Origin of the sequence: Photobacterium halotolerans DSM 18316, from assembly GCF_000425165.1 — a bacterium.
GTDB lineage: Bacteria > Pseudomonadota > Gammaproteobacteria > Enterobacterales > Vibrionaceae > Photobacterium > Photobacterium halotolerans.
On the sequence record NZ_AULG01000016.1, the window covers coordinates 1 to 17720 of the forward strand.

The window sequence follows — 17720 nt, forward strand, 5'->3', positions numbered from 1 at the left end:
AATGTGGCGGAGAGATAGGGATTTGAACCCTAGATACGCTATTAACGTATGCCGGTTTTCAAGACCGGTGCTTTCAACCACTCAGCCATCTCTCCGTAAGTGCGGCGAATAATACGTGGGGATGATGGTGCTGTAAAGTAAAAAAAGTTCAAGTGCTCAATAAGCCACCAGACGGCAAGTTAACTGATGGCTTTCGTCTCAGCCTGCATCAAAAAACACCGCTTAAGCTAAGTCTGACGCCACAAATCCCTGATACTGACTAGTGTCATTACGGATGATATCGCGCAAAGCAACAGGGTGAAGCTGGTGTGTGTCCAGCTGTGACTTGTCTGCCCAGATAAACTCAAGGTGAGGTTCTTTTGAAGCAATGACTGCCGGTGCATCAATACCCAACAGACGGCCACGAAACACCAGCGCGATTTCCGTTTGATGCTGCCCATTTTGCTGCCAGTCATTTTCAGCGATACCGATCAGATCCCCGATCTCGGCGGTGAATCCCGTTTCTTCGTGAAGTTCTCTTGCGACAGCCTGCACTGCCGCTTCTCCGGCATCAACATGACCGCCAGGGAGAAACGTGAATGCCTCCCCAACCCGTTTTACCAGAAGTACTTTTCCCTGCACTTCTATCAGTGCCCGGGATGCATAGTGTAATCCCAACCTTGCCACCTGTGTGGTTACTTTACTGTGCACATAGCTTAACGGCTTGAAGATACCGCGGCAAACAGCACTCAGGTTATGCTCTTGCTATAGTTGTGCTAACCTTCTGCCTTCATTTACCTTACAAGGTTTAGAGAGATGAACATTTTCAGTAACTTCGAAAGCGGCAATATTGATGTTGTAAAAGCCGACCAGCCTGGTGATATTCAACTGCGAATTAAAAAAGACAACCAGTCTGATTTTTACCAATGGTTTCACTTTCGTCTGGAAACTCAGGCTCAGGTTGAACATGCCTTCGAATTACAGGATTTAGCGAAATCGGCCTACCCGGAAGGCTGGAAAGATTACGATGTCGTGGCATCTTATGACCGTGAAGAGTGGTTTCGCATTCCGGCTGAATTTGACGGCGACACCCTGCGCTTTAAGGTGATTCCTGAACAGCGTTCCATGTATTTCGCCTACTTTGCTCCCTACAGTTACGACAGACATCTGGATTTGCTGCATCAGGCTCAGATGAACTTCAACTGTGAGCTGGAAACCCTGGGCAGCACGCTCGATAACAATGACATCAGCCTGCTGACAATAGGCGAGCCAGGCGAAGGCAAGAAGAAGATCTGGATTATTGCGCGCCAGCATCCGGGCGAAACCATGGCAGAGTGGTTTATGGAAGGGCTGCTGCAGCGCTTGCTGGATGAAACCGACACTGTCGGCCGTGCGCTGCTAGAGCGTGCCGTCTTTTACATTGTGCCGAACATGAACCCGGATGGCAGCATCAGAGGCCACCTGCGCACCAATGCCGCCGGCATCAACCTGAACCGCGAATGGCTGACCCCCAGCATGGAGAAAAGTCCGGAGGTTTTCCTGGTGCGGGAGCGCATGCTGGAAACCGGCGTTGATATGTTCCTCGACATTCATGGTGATGAAGCCATTCCATACAATTTTGTCGCTGGCTGTGAAGGCATTCCTTCCTATGACGAGCGCCACGCCACGCTGGAACACAACTTCAAACAAGCCTTGCTGACGATTACACCGGAATTTCAGGATGAATACGGTTACGACAAAGATGCACCGGGCGAAGCCAATCTGAGCATGGGCACAGCCTGGGTTGGTGAGCAATTTAAATGTCTGGCGTATACCGTTGAAATGCCGTTTAAAGATCACAACCTGCAACCGGATGCCTTTTATGGCTGGTCGCCGGAACGTAGTCTGGCATTTGGTCAGGACATGTTAGCCGCAGTCCGCGTGGTCGTTGACCAACTGCGCTGATTATGGCTGATTGAGAAATGCAAAAGCCAGTCTCCGGACTGGCTTTTTAGCACTTGGATGGCGCATTATTCAACCCGCATTTTCTCAGGCTGGAACGGCGAAAGATACTCTGAAAATCGATTCTGTCAAAGCAGAATCTTATCCTGCCAGCGACTTCATCTCACAAATACGCCATTGGTCACAAAGCACGATTTCATTGCTTTGACGCTGTCTGAAAGCTCTGATAAAGATATGCCTGATCTCGACGCATAGTGCTTTCAGGAGGTAATTGTGTCTATCAACTCACTTGAATATCTGGAAATGGCTGATGCCGCTAACAAGTGGGACCAGCAAGACGAAACAGCATCATCTGCTAAAGTCTCTGCCAGTAAACGTCAACAAGCCGCTGCACGCCGCCGTATCGAAATGCTGCGTGACATCCGTGAATGCGGATTAACCATTGAGGAAGCCAAAGAGCTGGGTTTATTACACTGAAAACCCACACTTAACTCTACCGATCTCATCATGGCTAATGTGCTCGCTTGCATTAGCCATGAATTGTCACCCTCTCGCCATCGTTTTTTTCTATTGCAATAATTGCCCGATCCCCTCTTTTCTGAACGACATAAAATCAGTACATTGAGCCCATATTGAGACAGATGGAAATTGATTATGTCGACTATCACTACCCGATGCCCGCATTGCCAGGGCCTGAACCGTATTCCCGTTGAACGTATTAATGACAAAGCCGTATGTGGTGCATGCAAAGAAGCACTGCTCGACGGAAAACCATTAGAAGGCACCGCCGATAACTTCCAGGCTGTGCTGCAAAGTGAACAGCCCGTTGTGGTCGATTTCTGGGCCCCCTGGTGTAACCCTTGCGTGGGTTTTGCCCCGGTTTTTGAAGATGTCGCGGCAGAAAGAACCGGACAGGTACGCTTCGTAAAAATTGATACCGAAGCTCAGCAGGCGCTGGCGGCGCAATACCGTATCCGCAGTATTCCTACCATTATGGTCTTCAGACAGGGCAAGCTGGTCGACACCATCAATGGCGCGCTGCCAAAATCTCACTTCGATCAGTGGCTGAATCAGGCACTGGCAAAATAACCTTTCCGCACATATAACGTGATAAATCACGCGGTATCTTTCTTATTAAAGATACCGCGTCATTGTTAGCCTCTGTATTCCTTCACTTTTTCGAGTACTTACCTATACTTAACGTCATAAAAATTATGTGTTTGGGTAATAGGTGTTGATGATATGCAAAAGCACTTTTCTCGCGCGTGTCTGGCTTTTACAGGCCTTTTCTGGCTGTCGGGATGCAGCAGTTTATCCTCGCTGGGATTCAGCAGTGACTACAGTATGTATGACACCGCCCAGGAATTTATTGACGAAAATGAGGTTCGCTCCAACGGTGCCGTGGTTGACAAAGGCCAGTATTATCCCAAAAGCGCCTACTCTTATACCTACCGTTATTGCAGCAACAGCCCGGAGCAGGCCGCGGAAGATATCGCGCAGTTTCAGAATCTGGCCCGGCAGGTCTGCGATCTCAATAATGGCCAGCTCAATCACCAGGAGACAGGCACCTGGTGCGTAGTAAACACCAACACAGCCGAGGAATACCCTTTCTTCTCAGCCAGTATCAGCAGTACGGATCAATGGGCAGATTTGTGTCTCGACGGCCCATTCGTGACGCTGAAAGTAATCGAAAATGATGGCGCGCCGGACGACGAATGGTACAGCTCGGCCATTGTACTGGGCTACCTGCCCTACACGGCAGAACGCAGGCTGCTGGATGCGCCCGCAGCAGCAACCGTGCTGATTGAACCCACCAAAGCACCGGCAGCGAATGGTGCCTGGACGGAAGAAAGCGAACATATTTATACCAGTGTCGGCGAAAATGTCTGCCTGTATGAGAGACCGCGTAACAGCACGCTGGGATATACCTACCGCGGAACTGTCCGAAATGCCACCGATGGCAAAGTGAGGGTCCTGGTCACCGAAAAATACAAAGGCGATATCCGGACCGCGCCAACCTTAGAGCGCTTAGACTGGCATGAAGAAGCCTATATCACGGCCAGTGCCAAGGCGTGGTTTGTATGCTCGTCGTGAATTGGTAACGACAGCCCCGAACGGACTCCCCTTGGCAGAGAATGGCATCAAGCCATTGATTTATAAGACACAAACAAAACCCGGCGATTGCCGGGTTTTGTTTACAAGGCAGAGAAATCATTAGACAACAAATTTCTTCATTGCACTGTTTAATTCATCCACCTGGGATTTGATGGACTGAGAGGTTTGGTTGGCATTATCGCAATTGCCGGACACATCGTCGGCAGAAGAAGACAGCTGGTGCACCAGCTCAGCAACCGACTGTGACACATTCGACTGTTGTTCAGTCGCAACCGCAATATCGCTCACCTTCTGCGACACCACCTCCATGTAGCGAACCGTATCTTTGAGCATCTCATTGGCCGTCGCAGTATGCTCTGTGCCCACCTGAACCAGAGACTGACTCTGTTCGATAACTTGTACGACCTGATGTGTGGACGCCTGGAGGGCTTCAACAATGTCGTTAATCTCTGTCGTGGACTCAGTCGTGCGCTGGGCCAGCAGGCGGACTTCATCGGCAACAACCGCAAAACCGCGGCCTAAATCGCCGGCACGGGCCGCTTCTATCGCCGCATTCAGCGCCAGCAGATTAGTCTGCTCTGCCACCCCCTGAATCACTTCCGTGACATGTTCAATGCGGTCACTGTCTGCCCTGAGTTGCTGAACCATGTCACTGGCCTGCGCCACCAGCGTATTGAGCTCTGTCACTGTCTGCTGGTTTTGATCCAGCGCCTGCTCGCCATTCACCAGCAGGGAAGCCGAGTGGGCAAGATCGTCAGATGCCGCCTGGGTATTTTGTGCCGTTTCATGGGCCGTGGCGGACATTTCCTCTATTGCTGTCGCCACAGAATTGATCCGCGATGCCTGATCGTTCACCTCGCCTGCCGTATCCGCATTGGTGGCTAGCAGCTGATCCATGCTGGCATTCACCGCGTGCGCTTTGGTCGACACCCCGGTGACTAAGCCAGACAAAGCGACGGACATACGGTTAACCGCATCGATCAGCGCGGCAATTTCATCAGAGCCTTTGTTTGCCAGCGCTTTACCGGAGAAATTCCCGTGCGATATTTCTTCAGCGCGTGTTACCACACGGCTTAAACGCGAACCGATATCCCGCCCCAGCCAGGTTGCGATAAACAAAGAACATAAGCTGGCAATCACGCTGGTGGCAATCAGCAGTACCACCACTTTCTGCACGCTGCTGCTGATGGCACCCCCACTTTCAGCAGCAATCACCTGCTGCTCGCTAACCACAGTTTCAATGGTTTGCGCCAGCTGTTCGACCGCAAGCAGGGTTTCTGTTTCCATCAGGTAATTGGCTTTATTCCAGTCCTGTGCCTGACGGTGCATCACAACGTCTGTCGCCATTGGCAAATACATATCCTGCATTTCTTTAAACAGCGACCAGAGACTTTTCTGGCTGTCGCTCAGGCTGTCCTGCTTACGGTTAATTTCAGACACCGCCCGGTTATGATGCCGCAGGTACTCTTCGAACTTGTCCAGATTGTCCTGATCCGCGCTGATCAGAAATGCCCGCAATTCCCCCAGGCCGTTGGATAACGACGAATAAGCATCCGTCAGCAACTTCATCAGGCGCTTACGATCGTCGCCCACAGGGTTACTTTCTTCTTCGTTAAGCATGCCCTGCAGCTGATCCAAAGCAACTTCAGCCAGCGGCGCAGCCTCTGATTGCAATAACGTATGCGCGGGCAGGTTTTCCGCCGTATGGCTCATAGAAGCCACCGCTTTTTCACTGGCTTTCAGGGCTTCCCAGTCTGCTTTCACTAACTTGAATTGCGCTTCACTCAGATGGTTTTGTAAACGGGCGACTTCTTCATCCACTTTGGTAAACGCATCGTCAAGTTGTTGACGGTACCGTTCCTGGCGCGCGTCATCTGCCGCCAGCATATAAGCCCGGAGGCTTGATAATGAAAATTCGGCGTTCTGCTGTATAGAACGACTGGCATCCACAGTGGGAATATCCACATTCAATAGTGAATAAGCATGACTTTCCACTTTACTGATCTGGAGATAAAGAATGATTGCGGCGGCTAAAAATAATGCAGTCAACAAGAAAAAGCTGACCCTGAGCTTCCTTGCAATAGATAAATTCATAACTGACAAGTCCGTTTACTTCGTATGTTGGACCAATATAATGATAGCGATACCAATTGTGAACACTTTGTCATCAAAGTATGAATTTTTTCAGCATTACGTGTGGTAAATGCCTCAAAAAAGCACATCTTATTAAACAAATTGAATAATTATGTCGTTTGATACCCCGAACTATCCCGCCAACACACGCATAGATATTACTATGCATCAAGTCCAGTATTTTGTAGCAAAAATATGACATTAAGTGATTTTTTAATCTGCTAAAGCGCCACGCCACATTAAAAAAGTGATTAAAATCACATATCCTGAACGATCGGTAAGTATAATTGTAAATAACAATAATTATTACTTCGTATTAGTTTTACATTCGTTTGGGGTATCCGCGTTATGACACAATTATTCACGCCGAGTCTAAGTACACTTGGGCTGGCAATCAGACAAATCTGCCACAAAAGCATTCTGCCGATTTCCTTATTCGCTATCGCGTTGCCTGCATTTGCAGATGAAGCAACGAACAGCGTACAGGATGTTGAGCCAGAAACGATTGTTGTGACTGCGTCAACATTGAAAGTAGAAGCACCACTGGCTGAAACGCCTCGTACCATGGCGATTGTTGATCAGGATAATCTGGAAAAGAATCAATTCCAGAAGCTGGACGAAGCGCTACGCTATCAGGCTGGTGTCCTTTCAGCACCTTATGGTTCAGATACAGATACAGACTGGTTTAAAGTCCGCGGTTTTGATGCTGCAACTTACTTAGACGGTAATCGCCTTTTTACTACCGGATACTATGTATGGACACTGGAGCCATTCGGTCTTGAGCGCGTTGAAATCCTGAAAGGGCCTGCCTCTGTGCTTTATGGTGAAGCGCCTCCGGGAGGGGTTGTCAACGCCATCAGCAAACGCCCTACCGACACGCCTGAAGGTAACGTACAGCTGCAAACCGGTAACCGGAACCTGAAGCGTATTGGTGTCGACATTTCCGACTACGCCAATGAAGATGGCGATGTTCGTTATCGCATTGTCGGCCTGGCGAGTGAGCGAGATGGCACATTGGACGGTACTTACAATAACCGTTATTACTTCGCACCAAGCCTGACCTGGGACATGTCTGACGACACCAGTATTACTTTCCTTGCCAGCTATAAAGAAGATGAAGGTGTTCCGACAAACGGTTTTTTCCCTGCTTACGGTACATTAATCGATACCCCACAAGGTAAAATCGACCCGTCAACAAATTTGGGTGAGCCAGATTACGACATCAATAATAACAAGCAAATTTCATTGGGTTATGAGCTGAGCCATACATTTAATGACGTTTGGAGCCTGAAACAAAATGCTCGTTACGCTTATACAGACCTTCTACTGCGCAGCACTTACGCCTTTGGTAGTGAAACATCTGCCGACCTGTTCCGCGGTTTAATTTATCGTGATGGCACAACAGACACATACAGTCTGGACAATCAGGTCACAGGACATTGGTATGGTGATCGCACAGAAAACACCTTGTTGGTTGGTCTTGATTTACAGTATTACAAGAACGACAGCAAAGAAAATCCATGGCCCAACACTATGGGTTCAAACATGGGAACCATCAATGCTTTCGATCCTGAGTACGGTAACTTCACTCCGGCAGATCCGAGTTTGGCAACACATGCGCTGATCACCAAAAAGCAAGCTGGGTTATATGCCAAAAACCAGTTCAAGTTTGACGGTAAATGGATCGCGACAATAGGTGCCCGCTTCGACGAAGTTGATGTGGATAACGAAAACAAGACGGCAAATACTGACGAAGATGTTTCAGACAACCATTTATCCATGAGCGGTGGTTTGATGTATTTGTCCGAATCAGGTCTGTCTCCATACGTCAGTTATGCAGAGTCTTTCGAAGTCATTGCCTCTATCGATCCACTAACCAATAAGATTTATAAACCTTTGGAAGGTGAACAGATTGAGGCTGGTGTGAAATACACACCTGAGTTCATTGACGGCTATATAAATCTGGCCTGGTTTAATATCGATCAAAACAATGGCTTGGTTTCATCGATTGACGGCGGATCCCAGACTCAGGCCGGTAAAGTCACTTCACGCGGTGTTGAAGTAGATGCTGTCGCCAAACCGATTGAAAACGTCAGTGTCGCGTTCAATTACACCTACAACGACAGTCAGTACAAACCTTCTGAAGGTGCTGAAATGACACGTTCTCCGCTCATTCCACGTCACATGGCTTCAGCTCAGGCTGATTACAACTTTGCCAGCTTAGGCGCTGAAGACTTAACGGTTGGCGGTGCTGTCCGATACATTGGTTCTTCTGTCGGTCACACGTCAACAGGCGCAGCAATGCTGAATATTCCGTCTTATACCGTTTGGGATATGCGTGCTCAATACAACATCAACAACCAGTGGCAGGCTCAGCTGAACGTCAACAACCTGTTTGACGAAACCTATGTGTCCAGCTGCGACTACTACTGTTACTACGGTGAAGAACGCAGTGTAATAGCAACCCTGAATTACCGCTGGTAAACCATTCACCTGCGCCTTTACGACCTGAACCCTGCTCTGTGAGCAGGGTTTGTTTTTTTACACACCGCCAGTTCACCTTTATCATAATTAATCTATATTGATACTTTAAATATCATTATATGGACATTGATTATGAGCAACCCCTACGCTCAACCCCTGACTGACGCCACGTGTGAAATTGGCGAGTCGCCGATCTGGCTGGCCTCAGAGCAGACCCTGTTCTGGGTCGATACAGAGCATCACCGCATCCACCAGTATTCCCTGAAAACAAAAACCCATAGCGCCACCGACGTACCAGTCGCGGTCACGGCCATTGCGCCTGCCAGCTCTGGCTGGCTCGCCGCGACAAAAACAGGGCTATATCGCTGCCAGGCAGATTTCAGCGGCTTTGAGTTTATCGCCGATCCAACCGAAGGGCTGGCCGGCATCCGGCTGAACGATGCAGTCAACTGCCCGAACGGCGATCTCTGGTTTGGCTCAATGAATGAAGCCCATTTAGAGCAAGCCGATGGCTGTCTTTACCGCTACCAGGCTGACACCCACACCATCAGTCAGCTTGATAGCGGATATGCTGTTGCCAACGGCATTGCGTTTAACGCCAGGCTGAAGCGTGCCTACGTAGCCAATATGTTCCGGGGTCAGGTTATCGAGCTGCAAATGAATGATGACTGGACTGCCATCCTCAGTAAACGTGTCTTTATTCAGTTGCCGGAGCAAGAAGGCTTACCCGACGGGCTGACAACCGATGCGCTGGGCAATCTCTATGTGTGCCACTGGAATAAAGGCGCTGTCAGCATATACAACCCGGAAGGTAAATGTATTCATTTGGAAGAGCTGCCGGTAAAGCACGCGACCCGGTGTACCTTTGGCGGCAACAAACTCGACATTTTGTTTGTTACCACGGGCTGGTATGGCATGTCGGAACAGGAACGCAGTGAGTTGCCACTCTCTGGGCGTACCTTTGCCATGCCATCGCTGTTTGAGGGAAATACCGAGAGTATTTTCTGCGAATCGTTTCCACATCAACCTTTTAGGCAATAGGTATACCCGCTATAATCGCCGGACAACAGGAATTACAGGATTCAGCTATGGAAAACAAAGCCAACGCCGTCAGTCGCATTGTGGAAATCATCACCCAAAGCGCCAGACAGGAACAGCCGGTTCCGCTGCCGGAGCTGATTTTTCATTCTGAGATCCCGAAACCCACCTATCACCGCCTGGTGCAACAGCTGGACGACGAACAGTTTCTGACGGCTGACGAACGCGGCAACGTTTACCCCGGTGCCGAACTCAAACGCATTGCCCTCAATCTGAACAGCAATAACGAGCGAAAAGCACAGCTTCAGGCGATATTGCACGGGCTGTCACGACGGGTGAAAGAAACCTGTGGTATTGCCATTCCGGACGGCAATGAAATGGTGTACCACGAACGGATTCAGACCAACTGGCCGCTGCAGATTGTCTTACCCATAGGGATGAAAACCCCGGTCTGGGCAACGGCCAGTGGCAAGTTGTTTCTGAGCTCCCTGACCAAAACTCAGCGGGAGCGGATCATAGGTCAGCTGGATATGACCAAACTGGCCAAAAATACCCATACCGACCCTGATACGCTGGAGCAGGAATTAAAGATCATCCGCGGACGTCAGGTGAGTGTGGATAACGAAGAATTCATCGACGGGCTGGTGGCTGTGGCCATTCCGGTCAAATCTGCCGACGGTAAATTTCTGGCATCCCTGTTTTGCCACTGTCCGAAAACACGCAAATCTCTGGATCAGTTACTGACGTATTTGCCCGATCTCGAACGTACCCGGGATCAGCTTCAGGGCTATATTCGTGAACTGACTTAATCACAGCCCTTTGCTGTTGCCAGCTAATCTCAGCTCAGCATCATTGCCATAATTTCATCCGCGGCTTCTTGCATCAGCGGCACAAAGGTTTCCAGATCAAGCAACGGATGACGAACCACAGGGCTGTGACAGAACAGAAACCCCAGCAGCAAACCATCACGCGCTATCGGCACGGAAACCGCGGCCATACCATCAATGAATTCACCATTATCCCGGCCGTAGCCCAGTCCACGAATAGTGGCCAGCTCCTGCTCCAGTTTTGCCTTATCAACCAGGGTATGTTCGGTGAAGACTTCCAGCGCGATGTTATCCAGAATCACCCGGCGCACGCCGTCCGGCAAGGTCGCCAGATACAGTTTGCCTGACGCCGTCGCCGCCAGCGGCACTGAACTGCCTACCGGCAGGCTGATCTGCAAAGGCCAGTTGGTCTGAACCCGCTCAAAGTACAGCATTTCGATGCCGTTCGGCACAGAGATGCCACAGGTTTCACCAATTTGCGCCGACAGCCTTTCCAGCACTGTCAGGCGCTGCGACTCAAAGACCTTATTGCGCAGCACGGCCAGTGCCATCTGCCTGAATTCCGGCCCGGCAATCACTTTTCTCAGCATGTTCTCGCGCAGAATGCCAAGCTCTTTTAACTGAACCAGCAGTTTTGCGGTGGCCAGCTTGGGAAGATCCATCGCCTCAGCCAGTTCATTCTGATCGTACTGACCTTCGTGCTCGGAGATAAAGGATAAAATCCGTAAGACACGCTCAATCGTCGAGCCTTTTTCTTTTCGGGTAATGGGCTTAATTGTGTTCATGTTTATTCATATAGTGTTGTTTCAGGTCAGGTTATACGGATCATTCTGGGTGATCAATATAAGGTGAGCGAAGTGGGGTGTGTTCTCTTTAAAGTCTGTCTGATATGTCGCGCTTGAGTTCAGTGTTTCCTTCGCCATGGTGTGGCGCGCGCCAGACACTCTTTGCGGGCACAAAGAGTGCCCAGAAATGCCTGTTTGTCCGTTGCTGTTGCCCGGGCCGGTTGTAGGCGCTCCCGGCGCCGACAACCTAAAAATTCGTCCATGAGTTTTTCCCTGGGGATGTGGTTTTTTTGTGATTTTTGGGGGGCTGTGGTTGGTGCTTTGGGTGAGACATGAAGGTATGTCGCGATTAGGTTCAGTGGCAATCTCACCATATTCGGATGCGCGCCAGACACTCTTTGCTGGCTCAAAGAGTGCCCAGAAATGCCTTTTATTCTTTGATGTTGTCCGGGCCGGTTGTAGGCGCTCCCAGCGCCGACAACCTAAAAATTCGTACTGAATTTTTCCCTGGGGAAGTGGTTTTTTGTGATTTTTGGGGGCTGTGGCTGGTGCTTTAAGTGAGATATGAAGGTATGTCGCGCTTGAGTTCAGTGCTTCCCTCACCATGGTGTGGCGCGCGCCAGACACTCTTTGTTGGCCCAAAGAGTGCCCAGAAATGCCTGTTTGTTCGTTGCTGTTGTCCGGGCCGGTTGTAGGCGCTCCCTGCGCCGACAACCTAAAAATTCGTCCTGAATTTTTCCCTGGGGATGCGTCACAAATACACATTATCAAACCGTCATTCCCGCGCAGGCGGGAATCCATAAAGCAAGTTCAATGGCTGGATAAGTATGTCGCGCTTGAGTTCAGCGCTTCCCTCGCCATAGTGTGACGCGCGCCAGACACTCTTTGCTGGCTCAAAGAGTGCCCAGAAATGCCTGTTTATCCGTTGGTGTTGTCCGGGCCGGTTGTAGGCGCTCCCGGCGCCGACAACCTAAAAATTCGTCCTGAATTTTTCCCTAGAATTGTGTGATACAATTTGCAAACACACTTTTGGACATTTCCGAGTTAAAACCTTAACTCTAACTCGTCAGTTTCAGATTAAAATTTCTATGAGTTAACACCGCGCTCACCGGTAAATTGGGAGCGAAGCGAGTAATTTATCCGAGTGCAGCACTTTGTTAGGCATTATCCGGAACATTCAAAAATCTACCACTTTCTGCAACATTTGCTCTAGGACCTCCAGCTAATTCGCCCCTAAAAACTTGATAAAGTTCATGACTTTCTTTTATCCCTTTTGTAAAGTCATTCAAATTTCTCTCAGCCTGTCTCTGCATTCTTTTTTCGCCTCTTTCGACATCATAATATTTTGTCTTTGTTTTTTCTCGCTGTCTAAAAACGAAATCCATAGAACTTCCTAAACATACACCAGACATGAAAGCTTGCCGAACATGAGCGTTAGGGCCTGAGTCGATAGAATGAGCGCACTCAATATGCCCCATCCAATTGAACCACATTACAGCACCGTCCATTCTGTGATATCTTGCGTAAGGGAGCCTAAAATCTTCTGGGTCATTCAAGGCCACAATACGTTGATAGCGCTCTAGATCTTCTGGTAATGCATCTTTACCAAAAAAGGTAAACGCATCCAATATGGCTTCAGTATCCAGTTGTGAGTCGAAGTTAAAGTGCTCTTCTAGCAATTTAACCATTAACTCTTCAACCTTTAAAATTGAATTTTTTATTATTGGGCTATTAATTTCTTTTAAAACTTTTTCCCACAAATCATCTTTGTCTTCTTCATCTTCTAACGACACCTCTGCATATTCTTTCCATAGATTAAGAGCAAGATTTCGATCACGACCAAAGTATCTTCCAACATATTGCATGTAGTTTTCGTCAACTGGCCTCCCATAAACATCATGGTACTCAGTGTAACTATCTAGATCACGAAAAAACGCAGCATAATTATCGCCACGTCGTTTAGGTGCTCCATCCTCTATCCAACTGGCAAATAAAACTTTCTTCTCCTCAGGCCATCCATCTGGTGGCGGCATAGCAGAAAGCAAGGGGTTATCTCTTCGTAATCTTGACAATATTCGATCTGAATTTTCTTTCACCGAGCGCCAATCAGAAAGGTCGAAGTGATTCCCCATGCAAACAATATCTCCATCCGTAAAGAGTGGTCGAATATCTTCCTCAAAACCTACATTTCCAATCATTCTATTACTCATTATATTCTTCCTTTTCAATGATTATAATTAACCTTAGTTACAGTCTAGCCTATTAACTTCCGGCAAAACATCTACCTAAAATTTTATTATCGTGCATGCTGGTTTCCCAAACCCATTATTTAAATTCGTAAATAGATAACCGATTTATAAAAATTAATCATATGAATTAATACGTGTACAAACGCGAAAATTTTTTAACTATTTTCCTTGATAACCGGTAGCCTTAAAATACTATATGTAAACACAGTATTTTAAGGCAAGGGTTATCATGAGTATAAAAAGCCTATTTCTAAGCGGTCTTCAAGAAGAAATGCATATGCGTGGTTACAGTATTAGAACGGAAAAAAACTATCTGTATTGGATCAAGGCATTCATTAACTTTCACGACAAGCGTCACCCTGAAACAATGGGAACGAAAGAAGTTGCACAATTTTTAACCTTTCTTGCCAATCGACAAAATGTGGCTATCAACACACAAAAAATTGCACTGAACGCATTAACCTATCTATCAGATAGCATTTGCACCATGAGCTTGGGGATTTAGGTTTTTGCTATGCCACTAAACAGCGACATTTACCGACAGTGTTATCTCCATTGGCAATCTCACCATATTCGAATGCACGCCAGACACTCTTTGTTGGCTCTAAGAGTGCCCAGAAATGCCTGTTTGTTCGTTGATTTTGTCCGGGCCGGTTGTAGGCGCTCCCGGCGCCGACAACCTAAAAATTCGTCCTGAATTTTTTCCTAGAATTGTGTGATGCAATTTGCAAACACACTTTTGGACAGAAATGAGTCAGTGGCTTTACTAATTTAGCAATTTACTGATTACTTATAGCATCCAGCCTTGCATCTGATTTGTATACCCTCTTGTGCATACAGTAGTGTAAACACACACTCGTTTTCCCCTTCATAATGGTCTTAATCCTTTGAGATAGTTTAATTAAGAGCGTTTGACGGTAAAACAAGACAGGTTCTTACAGGAGACATAAGGGGCTATATCTCCTGTAAGAACATTTATTTTCTTCGTTTTTTCAGGTTAGTAAAGTACTCCTCAAGGTCTGCTACATCTTTTTCCAATTCATCAATATCTGGAAATGCACCAGCAACTTCTTCTGCCATATCATGTCCGTGCATATATGTACTGCACTTGCTCATAGCCGTATTAATGGTTTCAACATCTAGGTCAGTGATATCAGTTAGGTATCTGCAACTCTGAGTTTTTACTTCCCTATTGAAACGCTCAACAACACCACGAATCAACCATTCTTCGACGAGCCTTTCCCAAGTTTCTCGCATTTTCCCATAGATAAATCCTGCTTGATGTTGATAGTCTTCTATGGATTCGTTGGCTTTTTTCCTAGCTATGACCAACTTATTTTTGAGGAAACCTATTCTGCTTTGTGTTTTTAAAGCGTCCCAAGGTGGAGCATCGAGAGGAATACCTGTAACACTCTTATTTCTAGTAACAGCTTTAATAGTCACATCGTCAGCAGTCTCTTGAATCATTTTCATGAAAGGTAAGTCATGAGTAAATACGATTACTTGCCTTGATTTTGCTTCCTCAACGATTCTTGTTGCGAATCTCAGTCTCCATATGTGGTCAAGAGAATTTACGGGATCGTCAAATATGATTGCAGACTTTCTGCTATCGGTAGCTAACTCCGCAAAGAAGCTTGCTAAAGATATACATTTTTGCTCTCCTTCACTTGCAATATCGATAATGTTTGTATTGTTCTCTGAAAGCTGAATACTGAAGTTTTGGTTGCCTTTGGCACCTTTCGTGAGAGCATTAATTTTGAAGTGGTTGAATCCTAATTTTTCTAGCTCACTATTGAAAAACTCTTGCATCCGTCCTATCGAGCCAGAGCTACATATCTCGTTATTTAACCTCGTGATTGCAGTTGTAGAGGTGGATCGCTTAACTTTATCATAGGCTTCTCTTTTCTTAGCTTTCGCAATTTCAGATTTAATTTGTTCTTTGACCGCTAGGATTTTCTCCTTGTCTTCAATCTCAAAGATTCTCTGCTGTTTAATCTTAATTGCTGCTGCTTTTGCTTCGTCATTCAACACCGCTTTCTCTGCTTCCTCCAATTTAGTTATGTGGGAGTTTAACCGTGTAAGTGCTACTGAATTTATTTCTTCTTGTTTAAATACAGGGGGGTCTTGTAACAAGCTATCAGATCTAGTTTTGAGTGTTAGAATCAGCGTATCGAACTGCGTACCTAACTCTCGGTCCTTCTCTTTAATTTCATTGAGGATGGCGTCATATGGAACAATAGAAAAACTTAAGTCCTTAATTTTTTCAAGTTCTGCACTCCAATTTTTCAATGCAACATCTGCTTCTTTTTGCAACTCACTACGAAGATAAGTGTCGAAAGAAGCTAACCTTGATGCAGTTGTATTATCAATTTCCTGTAGACATGTTGGGCAGTGGTCACCTTCCTGTAGAGGAAATGTCTTCTTTTGTTCTGCATTTTCAATGAAGATTTTGGCCGCGTTCCACATCGTAAGCCATTGTTCGGAACCTATATTCGATACTGGTAATTGAGAAAATGTCACTGAGCTTAATTCAGCCGCAGCTAACTTAGTTTGTTCTTTTTTGCTGTATAAATCCTTATAGTGTTCCACCGACTTTAGATTTAGCTTATCAAAAAGATTTTTTAAGAACTTCTGAAGCGGCACTGCCCGAAGTCTTCTTTTTTGATATCGGTCTTTAAGAGTTTTAGGTGAGTTATTAGTCAGTTCAATGACTTCTTTTCTCAATTCTTGTAGTTCAGACAGTTCTTCTTGAGTAGCACACAATAAATCTACGCTTTCAGGTTTTAACTGTGAGCTTATGACTAGTTTGCTTGGTGTGGTGCCTATATTCATTTGTGGAAGAACATGGACGGGTAGATAAGCGACCTCTTCCTTTTTCGCCTTGTTCGCAATGAAACTACTCACTTTGAGCAATTCATCCAATAGCTTCAAAGCCGCAGGTTTAAAGTCCAAAGTATCAGTTTTAGACAGATAGTGAATCGATGATTGTGAGTCGAATACTCGAATAGACTTAAGACGAGGGTCTGGTTCCAATTGATTGTTCCATGTCACCAGTTCTGGTTTCCCATTTGATTCTATTTGAATTTCTGCCGATGGTATTCCAACTTTGTCAGCGAATACGTTATGTTTTAGAGCAGGAGCTTCCCCCCTTGTTAAGCAGGCATTCTTCAATATCTTGGCATAACTCGACTTTCCAGCTCCGTTGTTACCATAAATGACGGTCAACCCTTTCGGTGAAAACTCAATTTTTTTCTCCGCAGCAAGTGTTGATATGTTTAAAGCATTGCCAACAGAAATAAGTTTGTTTTCTTCAGCTTCTGTATGATATCCAGTTGCTTTAGCTTGCTGAGTTAATATTTCGTAATCTGTACTTTTGTCTTCTAAACCAAACTCCATCTTTGCAAGTACGTAAGCAGTTTCGAGTTCTGAATGTGATAGTTCACCTAAATCTAGTGCTTGGTTTAGAGTGTATCTCCACCAATCAGGCTTTCCTTTATTGTTTATTAGATCACATATTTTTGTTGCTATTGGCATAGATACTTCCTTCGCTGATGCAAATATCAATGATATTGCATATTTTTGTGGGAAACTTTTTATAGCTCAAATAAACATACCCAACTGGGAGCGTCTTCGACACATATCGAACAATCAATAAATCCGATTTTTCACATAACTGGTAGAGTGAATACTTAAGATTAGATTTTCTATGGGAGTTTGTGTTTGACTTCGCATAATCAAGTACTAGCTCTAACAAATTTCGGGGGCAATAACGAGTTACAAGCCCAAACAATACCACTCCCCCAGGGAAAAATTCATGGATGAATTTTTAGGTTGTCGGCGCCGGGAGCGCCTACAACCGACCCGGACAACACCAGCGAACAGACAGGCATTTCTGGGCACTCTTTGGGCCAGCAAAGAGTGTCTGGCGCGCATTCGAAAATGGTGAGATTGTCACTGAACCCAAGCGCGACATACCCGCAAGAACTTCAGAATTCCCCAAAACCACGCTACCGCCAAAGCGCTCTATCAAGAACCCCCTGAATCTCCCGTTTCCAAGACTAGAACACGGTTTAAGGGTTGCTGCATTGAATCACCCACAGTGTGATTTGAGCCAACAAATCAGTACAACGCCCTTGTTTTGCAATGTCTTCACCGCAGACGAGTGACCT

The 17720-nt window shown here is 46.6% G+C and carries 15 protein-coding genes and 1 tRNA gene; 9 read left to right on the forward strand and 7 right to left on the reverse strand.

The window, feature by feature from the left end; translation table 11 throughout:
• Window positions 1-4: 4 nt before the first annotated feature.
• Window positions 5-95 (reverse strand) — tRNA-Ser (locus tag H511_RS0104075).
• Window positions 96-222: 127 nt separating this feature from the next.
• On the reverse strand, window positions 223-690 hold the full coding sequence (locus H511_RS24020) for an NUDIX domain-containing protein (protein WP_162144599.1): 468 nt from the start codon (window positions 688-690) through the stop codon (window positions 223-225).
• Window positions 691-795: 105 nt separating this feature from the next.
• On the opposite strand from H511_RS24020, the gene H511_RS0104085 reads away from it, so the two are divergent.
• The 4 genes from H511_RS0104085 (at window position 796) to H511_RS0104100 (ending at window position 4014) form a co-directional block, all read left to right on the forward strand.
• A complete protein-coding gene (locus H511_RS0104085) occupies window positions 796-1923 on the forward strand; it encodes a M14 family metallopeptidase (protein WP_027251163.1) in 1128 nt (375 codons plus the stop codon).
• Window positions 1924-2193: 270 nt separating this feature from the next.
• Entirely contained in the window at window positions 2194-2397 is a 204-nt protein-coding gene (locus H511_RS0104090) for a hypothetical protein (RefSeq protein WP_027251164.1), read from the forward strand.
• Between the two features lie 177 nt (window positions 2398-2574).
• Window positions 2575-3009: a thioredoxin TrxC gene (gene trxC / locus H511_RS0104095; protein ID WP_027251165.1), complete on the forward strand. Its 435-nt coding sequence runs from the start codon at window positions 2575-2577 to the stop codon at window positions 3007-3009.
• Window positions 3010-3162: 153 nt separating this feature from the next.
• Window positions 3163-4014, forward strand: coding sequence for a hypothetical protein (locus tag H511_RS0104100; protein WP_027251166.1), 852 nt, complete (start codon window positions 3163-3165; stop codon window positions 4012-4014).
• A gap of 120 nt (window positions 4015-4134) precedes the next feature.
• On the opposite strand, the gene H511_RS0104105 is transcribed toward H511_RS0104100, so the two are convergent.
• Complete coding sequence (locus H511_RS0104105; protein ID WP_027251167.1) at window positions 4135-6129, reverse strand: HAMP domain-containing methyl-accepting chemotaxis protein; 1995 nt, start codon at window positions 6127-6129, stop codon at window positions 4135-4137.
• 387 nt (window positions 6130-6516) lie between these two features.
• On the opposite strand from H511_RS0104105, the gene H511_RS0104110 reads away from it, so the two are divergent.
• The 3 genes from H511_RS0104110 (at window position 6517) to H511_RS0104120 (ending at window position 10499) form a co-directional block, all read left to right on the forward strand.
• Window positions 6517-8652 carry a TonB-dependent siderophore receptor gene (locus tag H511_RS0104110; RefSeq protein WP_036758732.1) on the forward strand — a complete coding sequence of 712 codons (2136 nt, stop codon included), beginning with the start codon at window positions 6517-6519 and terminating at the stop codon, window positions 8650-8652.
• Window positions 8653-8784: 132 nt separating this feature from the next.
• Window positions 8785-9693, forward strand: coding sequence for an SMP-30/gluconolactonase/LRE family protein (locus H511_RS0104115; RefSeq protein WP_051287827.1), 909 nt, complete (start codon window positions 8785-8787; stop codon window positions 9691-9693).
• 47 nt (window positions 9694-9740) lie between these two features.
• The gene (locus H511_RS0104120; protein WP_027251170.1) at window positions 9741-10499 is read left to right on the forward strand and encodes an IclR family transcriptional regulator; all 759 of its coding nucleotides are present in this window, start codon (window positions 9741-9743) and stop codon (window positions 10497-10499) included.
• Window positions 10500-10528: 29 nt separating this feature from the next.
• Here the strand turns inward: H511_RS0104120 and H511_RS0104125 are convergent, their stop codons facing one another.
• From H511_RS0104125 to H511_RS22500, 3 genes are all read right to left on the reverse strand, one after another.
• The gene (locus H511_RS0104125) at window positions 10529-11302 is read right to left on the reverse strand and encodes an IclR family transcriptional regulator (protein WP_036758735.1); all 774 of its coding nucleotides are present in this window, start codon (window positions 11300-11302) and stop codon (window positions 10529-10531) included.
• A gap of 119 nt (window positions 11303-11421) precedes the next feature.
• Window positions 11422-11565 (reverse strand): hypothetical protein, encoded by a 144-nt coding sequence (locus tag H511_RS24570; RefSeq protein WP_155804802.1) that lies wholly within the window; start codon window positions 11563-11565, stop codon window positions 11422-11424.
• A gap of 894 nt (window positions 11566-12459) precedes the next feature.
• Window positions 12460-13512, reverse strand: coding sequence for a hypothetical protein (locus H511_RS22500; protein ID WP_036758738.1), 1053 nt, complete (start codon window positions 13510-13512; stop codon window positions 12460-12462).
• Window positions 13513-13780: 268 nt separating this feature from the next.
• On the opposite strand from H511_RS22500, the gene H511_RS22505 reads away from it, so the two are divergent.
• Window positions 13781-14056 (forward strand): phage integrase N-terminal SAM-like domain-containing protein, encoded by a 276-nt coding sequence (locus H511_RS22505; protein WP_051287829.1) that lies wholly within the window; start codon window positions 13781-13783, stop codon window positions 14054-14056.
• Window positions 14057-14526: 470 nt separating this feature from the next.
• Here H511_RS22505 and H511_RS0104140 read toward each other — a convergent pair whose 3' ends face one another.
• On the reverse strand, window positions 14527-17085 hold the full coding sequence (locus tag H511_RS0104140; RefSeq protein ID WP_027251172.1) for an AAA family ATPase: 2559 nt from the start codon (window positions 17083-17085) through the stop codon (window positions 14527-14529).
• Window positions 17086-17365: 280 nt separating this feature from the next.
• Between H511_RS0104140 and H511_RS25085 the strand changes: the two genes are divergently transcribed.
• Window positions 17366-17497: a hypothetical protein gene (locus tag H511_RS25085; protein WP_276324921.1), complete on the forward strand. Its 132-nt coding sequence runs from the start codon at window positions 17366-17368 to the stop codon at window positions 17495-17497.
• The last annotated feature ends 223 nt before the right edge of the window (window positions 17498-17720 follow it).

Excerpts from the sequence above, each read along its gene's own strand:
- H511_RS0104085 (WP_027251163.1), top strand. The coding sequence starts at position 796 with ATGAACATTTTCAGTAACTTCGAAAGCGGCAATATTGATGTTGTAAAA.
- H511_RS22500 (WP_036758738.1), bottom strand. The coding sequence starts at position 13,512 with ATGAGTAATAGAATGATTGGAAATGTAGGTTTTGAGGAAGATATTCGA.
- H511_RS24570 (WP_155804802.1), bottom strand. The coding sequence starts at position 11,565 with ATGGACGAATTTTTAGGTTGTCGGCGCCGGGAGCGCCTACAACCGGCC.
- trxC (WP_027251165.1), top strand. The coding sequence starts at position 2,575 with ATGTCGACTATCACTACCCGATGCCCGCATTGCCAGGGCCTGAACCGT.
- H511_RS0104125 (WP_036758735.1), bottom strand. The coding sequence starts at position 11,302 with ATGAACACAATTAAGCCCATTACCCGAAAAGAAAAAGGCTCGACGATT.
- H511_RS25085 (WP_276324921.1), top strand. The coding sequence starts at position 17,366 with ATGGATGAATTTTTAGGTTGTCGGCGCCGGGAGCGCCTACAACCGACC.
- H511_RS0104115 (WP_051287827.1), top strand. The coding sequence starts at position 8,785 with ATGAGCAACCCCTACGCTCAACCCCTGACTGACGCCACGTGTGAAATT.
- H511_RS0104105 (WP_027251167.1), bottom strand. The coding sequence starts at position 6,129 with ATGAATTTATCTATTGCAAGGAAGCTCAGGGTCAGCTTTTTCTTGTTG.
- H511_RS0104120 (WP_027251170.1), top strand. The coding sequence starts at position 9,741 with ATGGAAAACAAAGCCAACGCCGTCAGTCGCATTGTGGAAATCATCACC.
- H511_RS0104110 (WP_036758732.1), top strand. The coding sequence starts at position 6,517 with ATGACACAATTATTCACGCCGAGTCTAAGTACACTTGGGCTGGCAATC.
- H511_RS0104140 (WP_027251172.1), bottom strand. The coding sequence starts at position 17,085 with ATGCCAATAGCAACAAAAATATGTGATCTAATAAACAATAAAGGAAAG.
- H511_RS0104100 (WP_027251166.1), top strand. The coding sequence starts at position 3,163 with ATGCAAAAGCACTTTTCTCGCGCGTGTCTGGCTTTTACAGGCCTTTTC.
- H511_RS22505 (WP_051287829.1), top strand. The coding sequence starts at position 13,781 with ATGAGTATAAAAAGCCTATTTCTAAGCGGTCTTCAAGAAGAAATGCAT.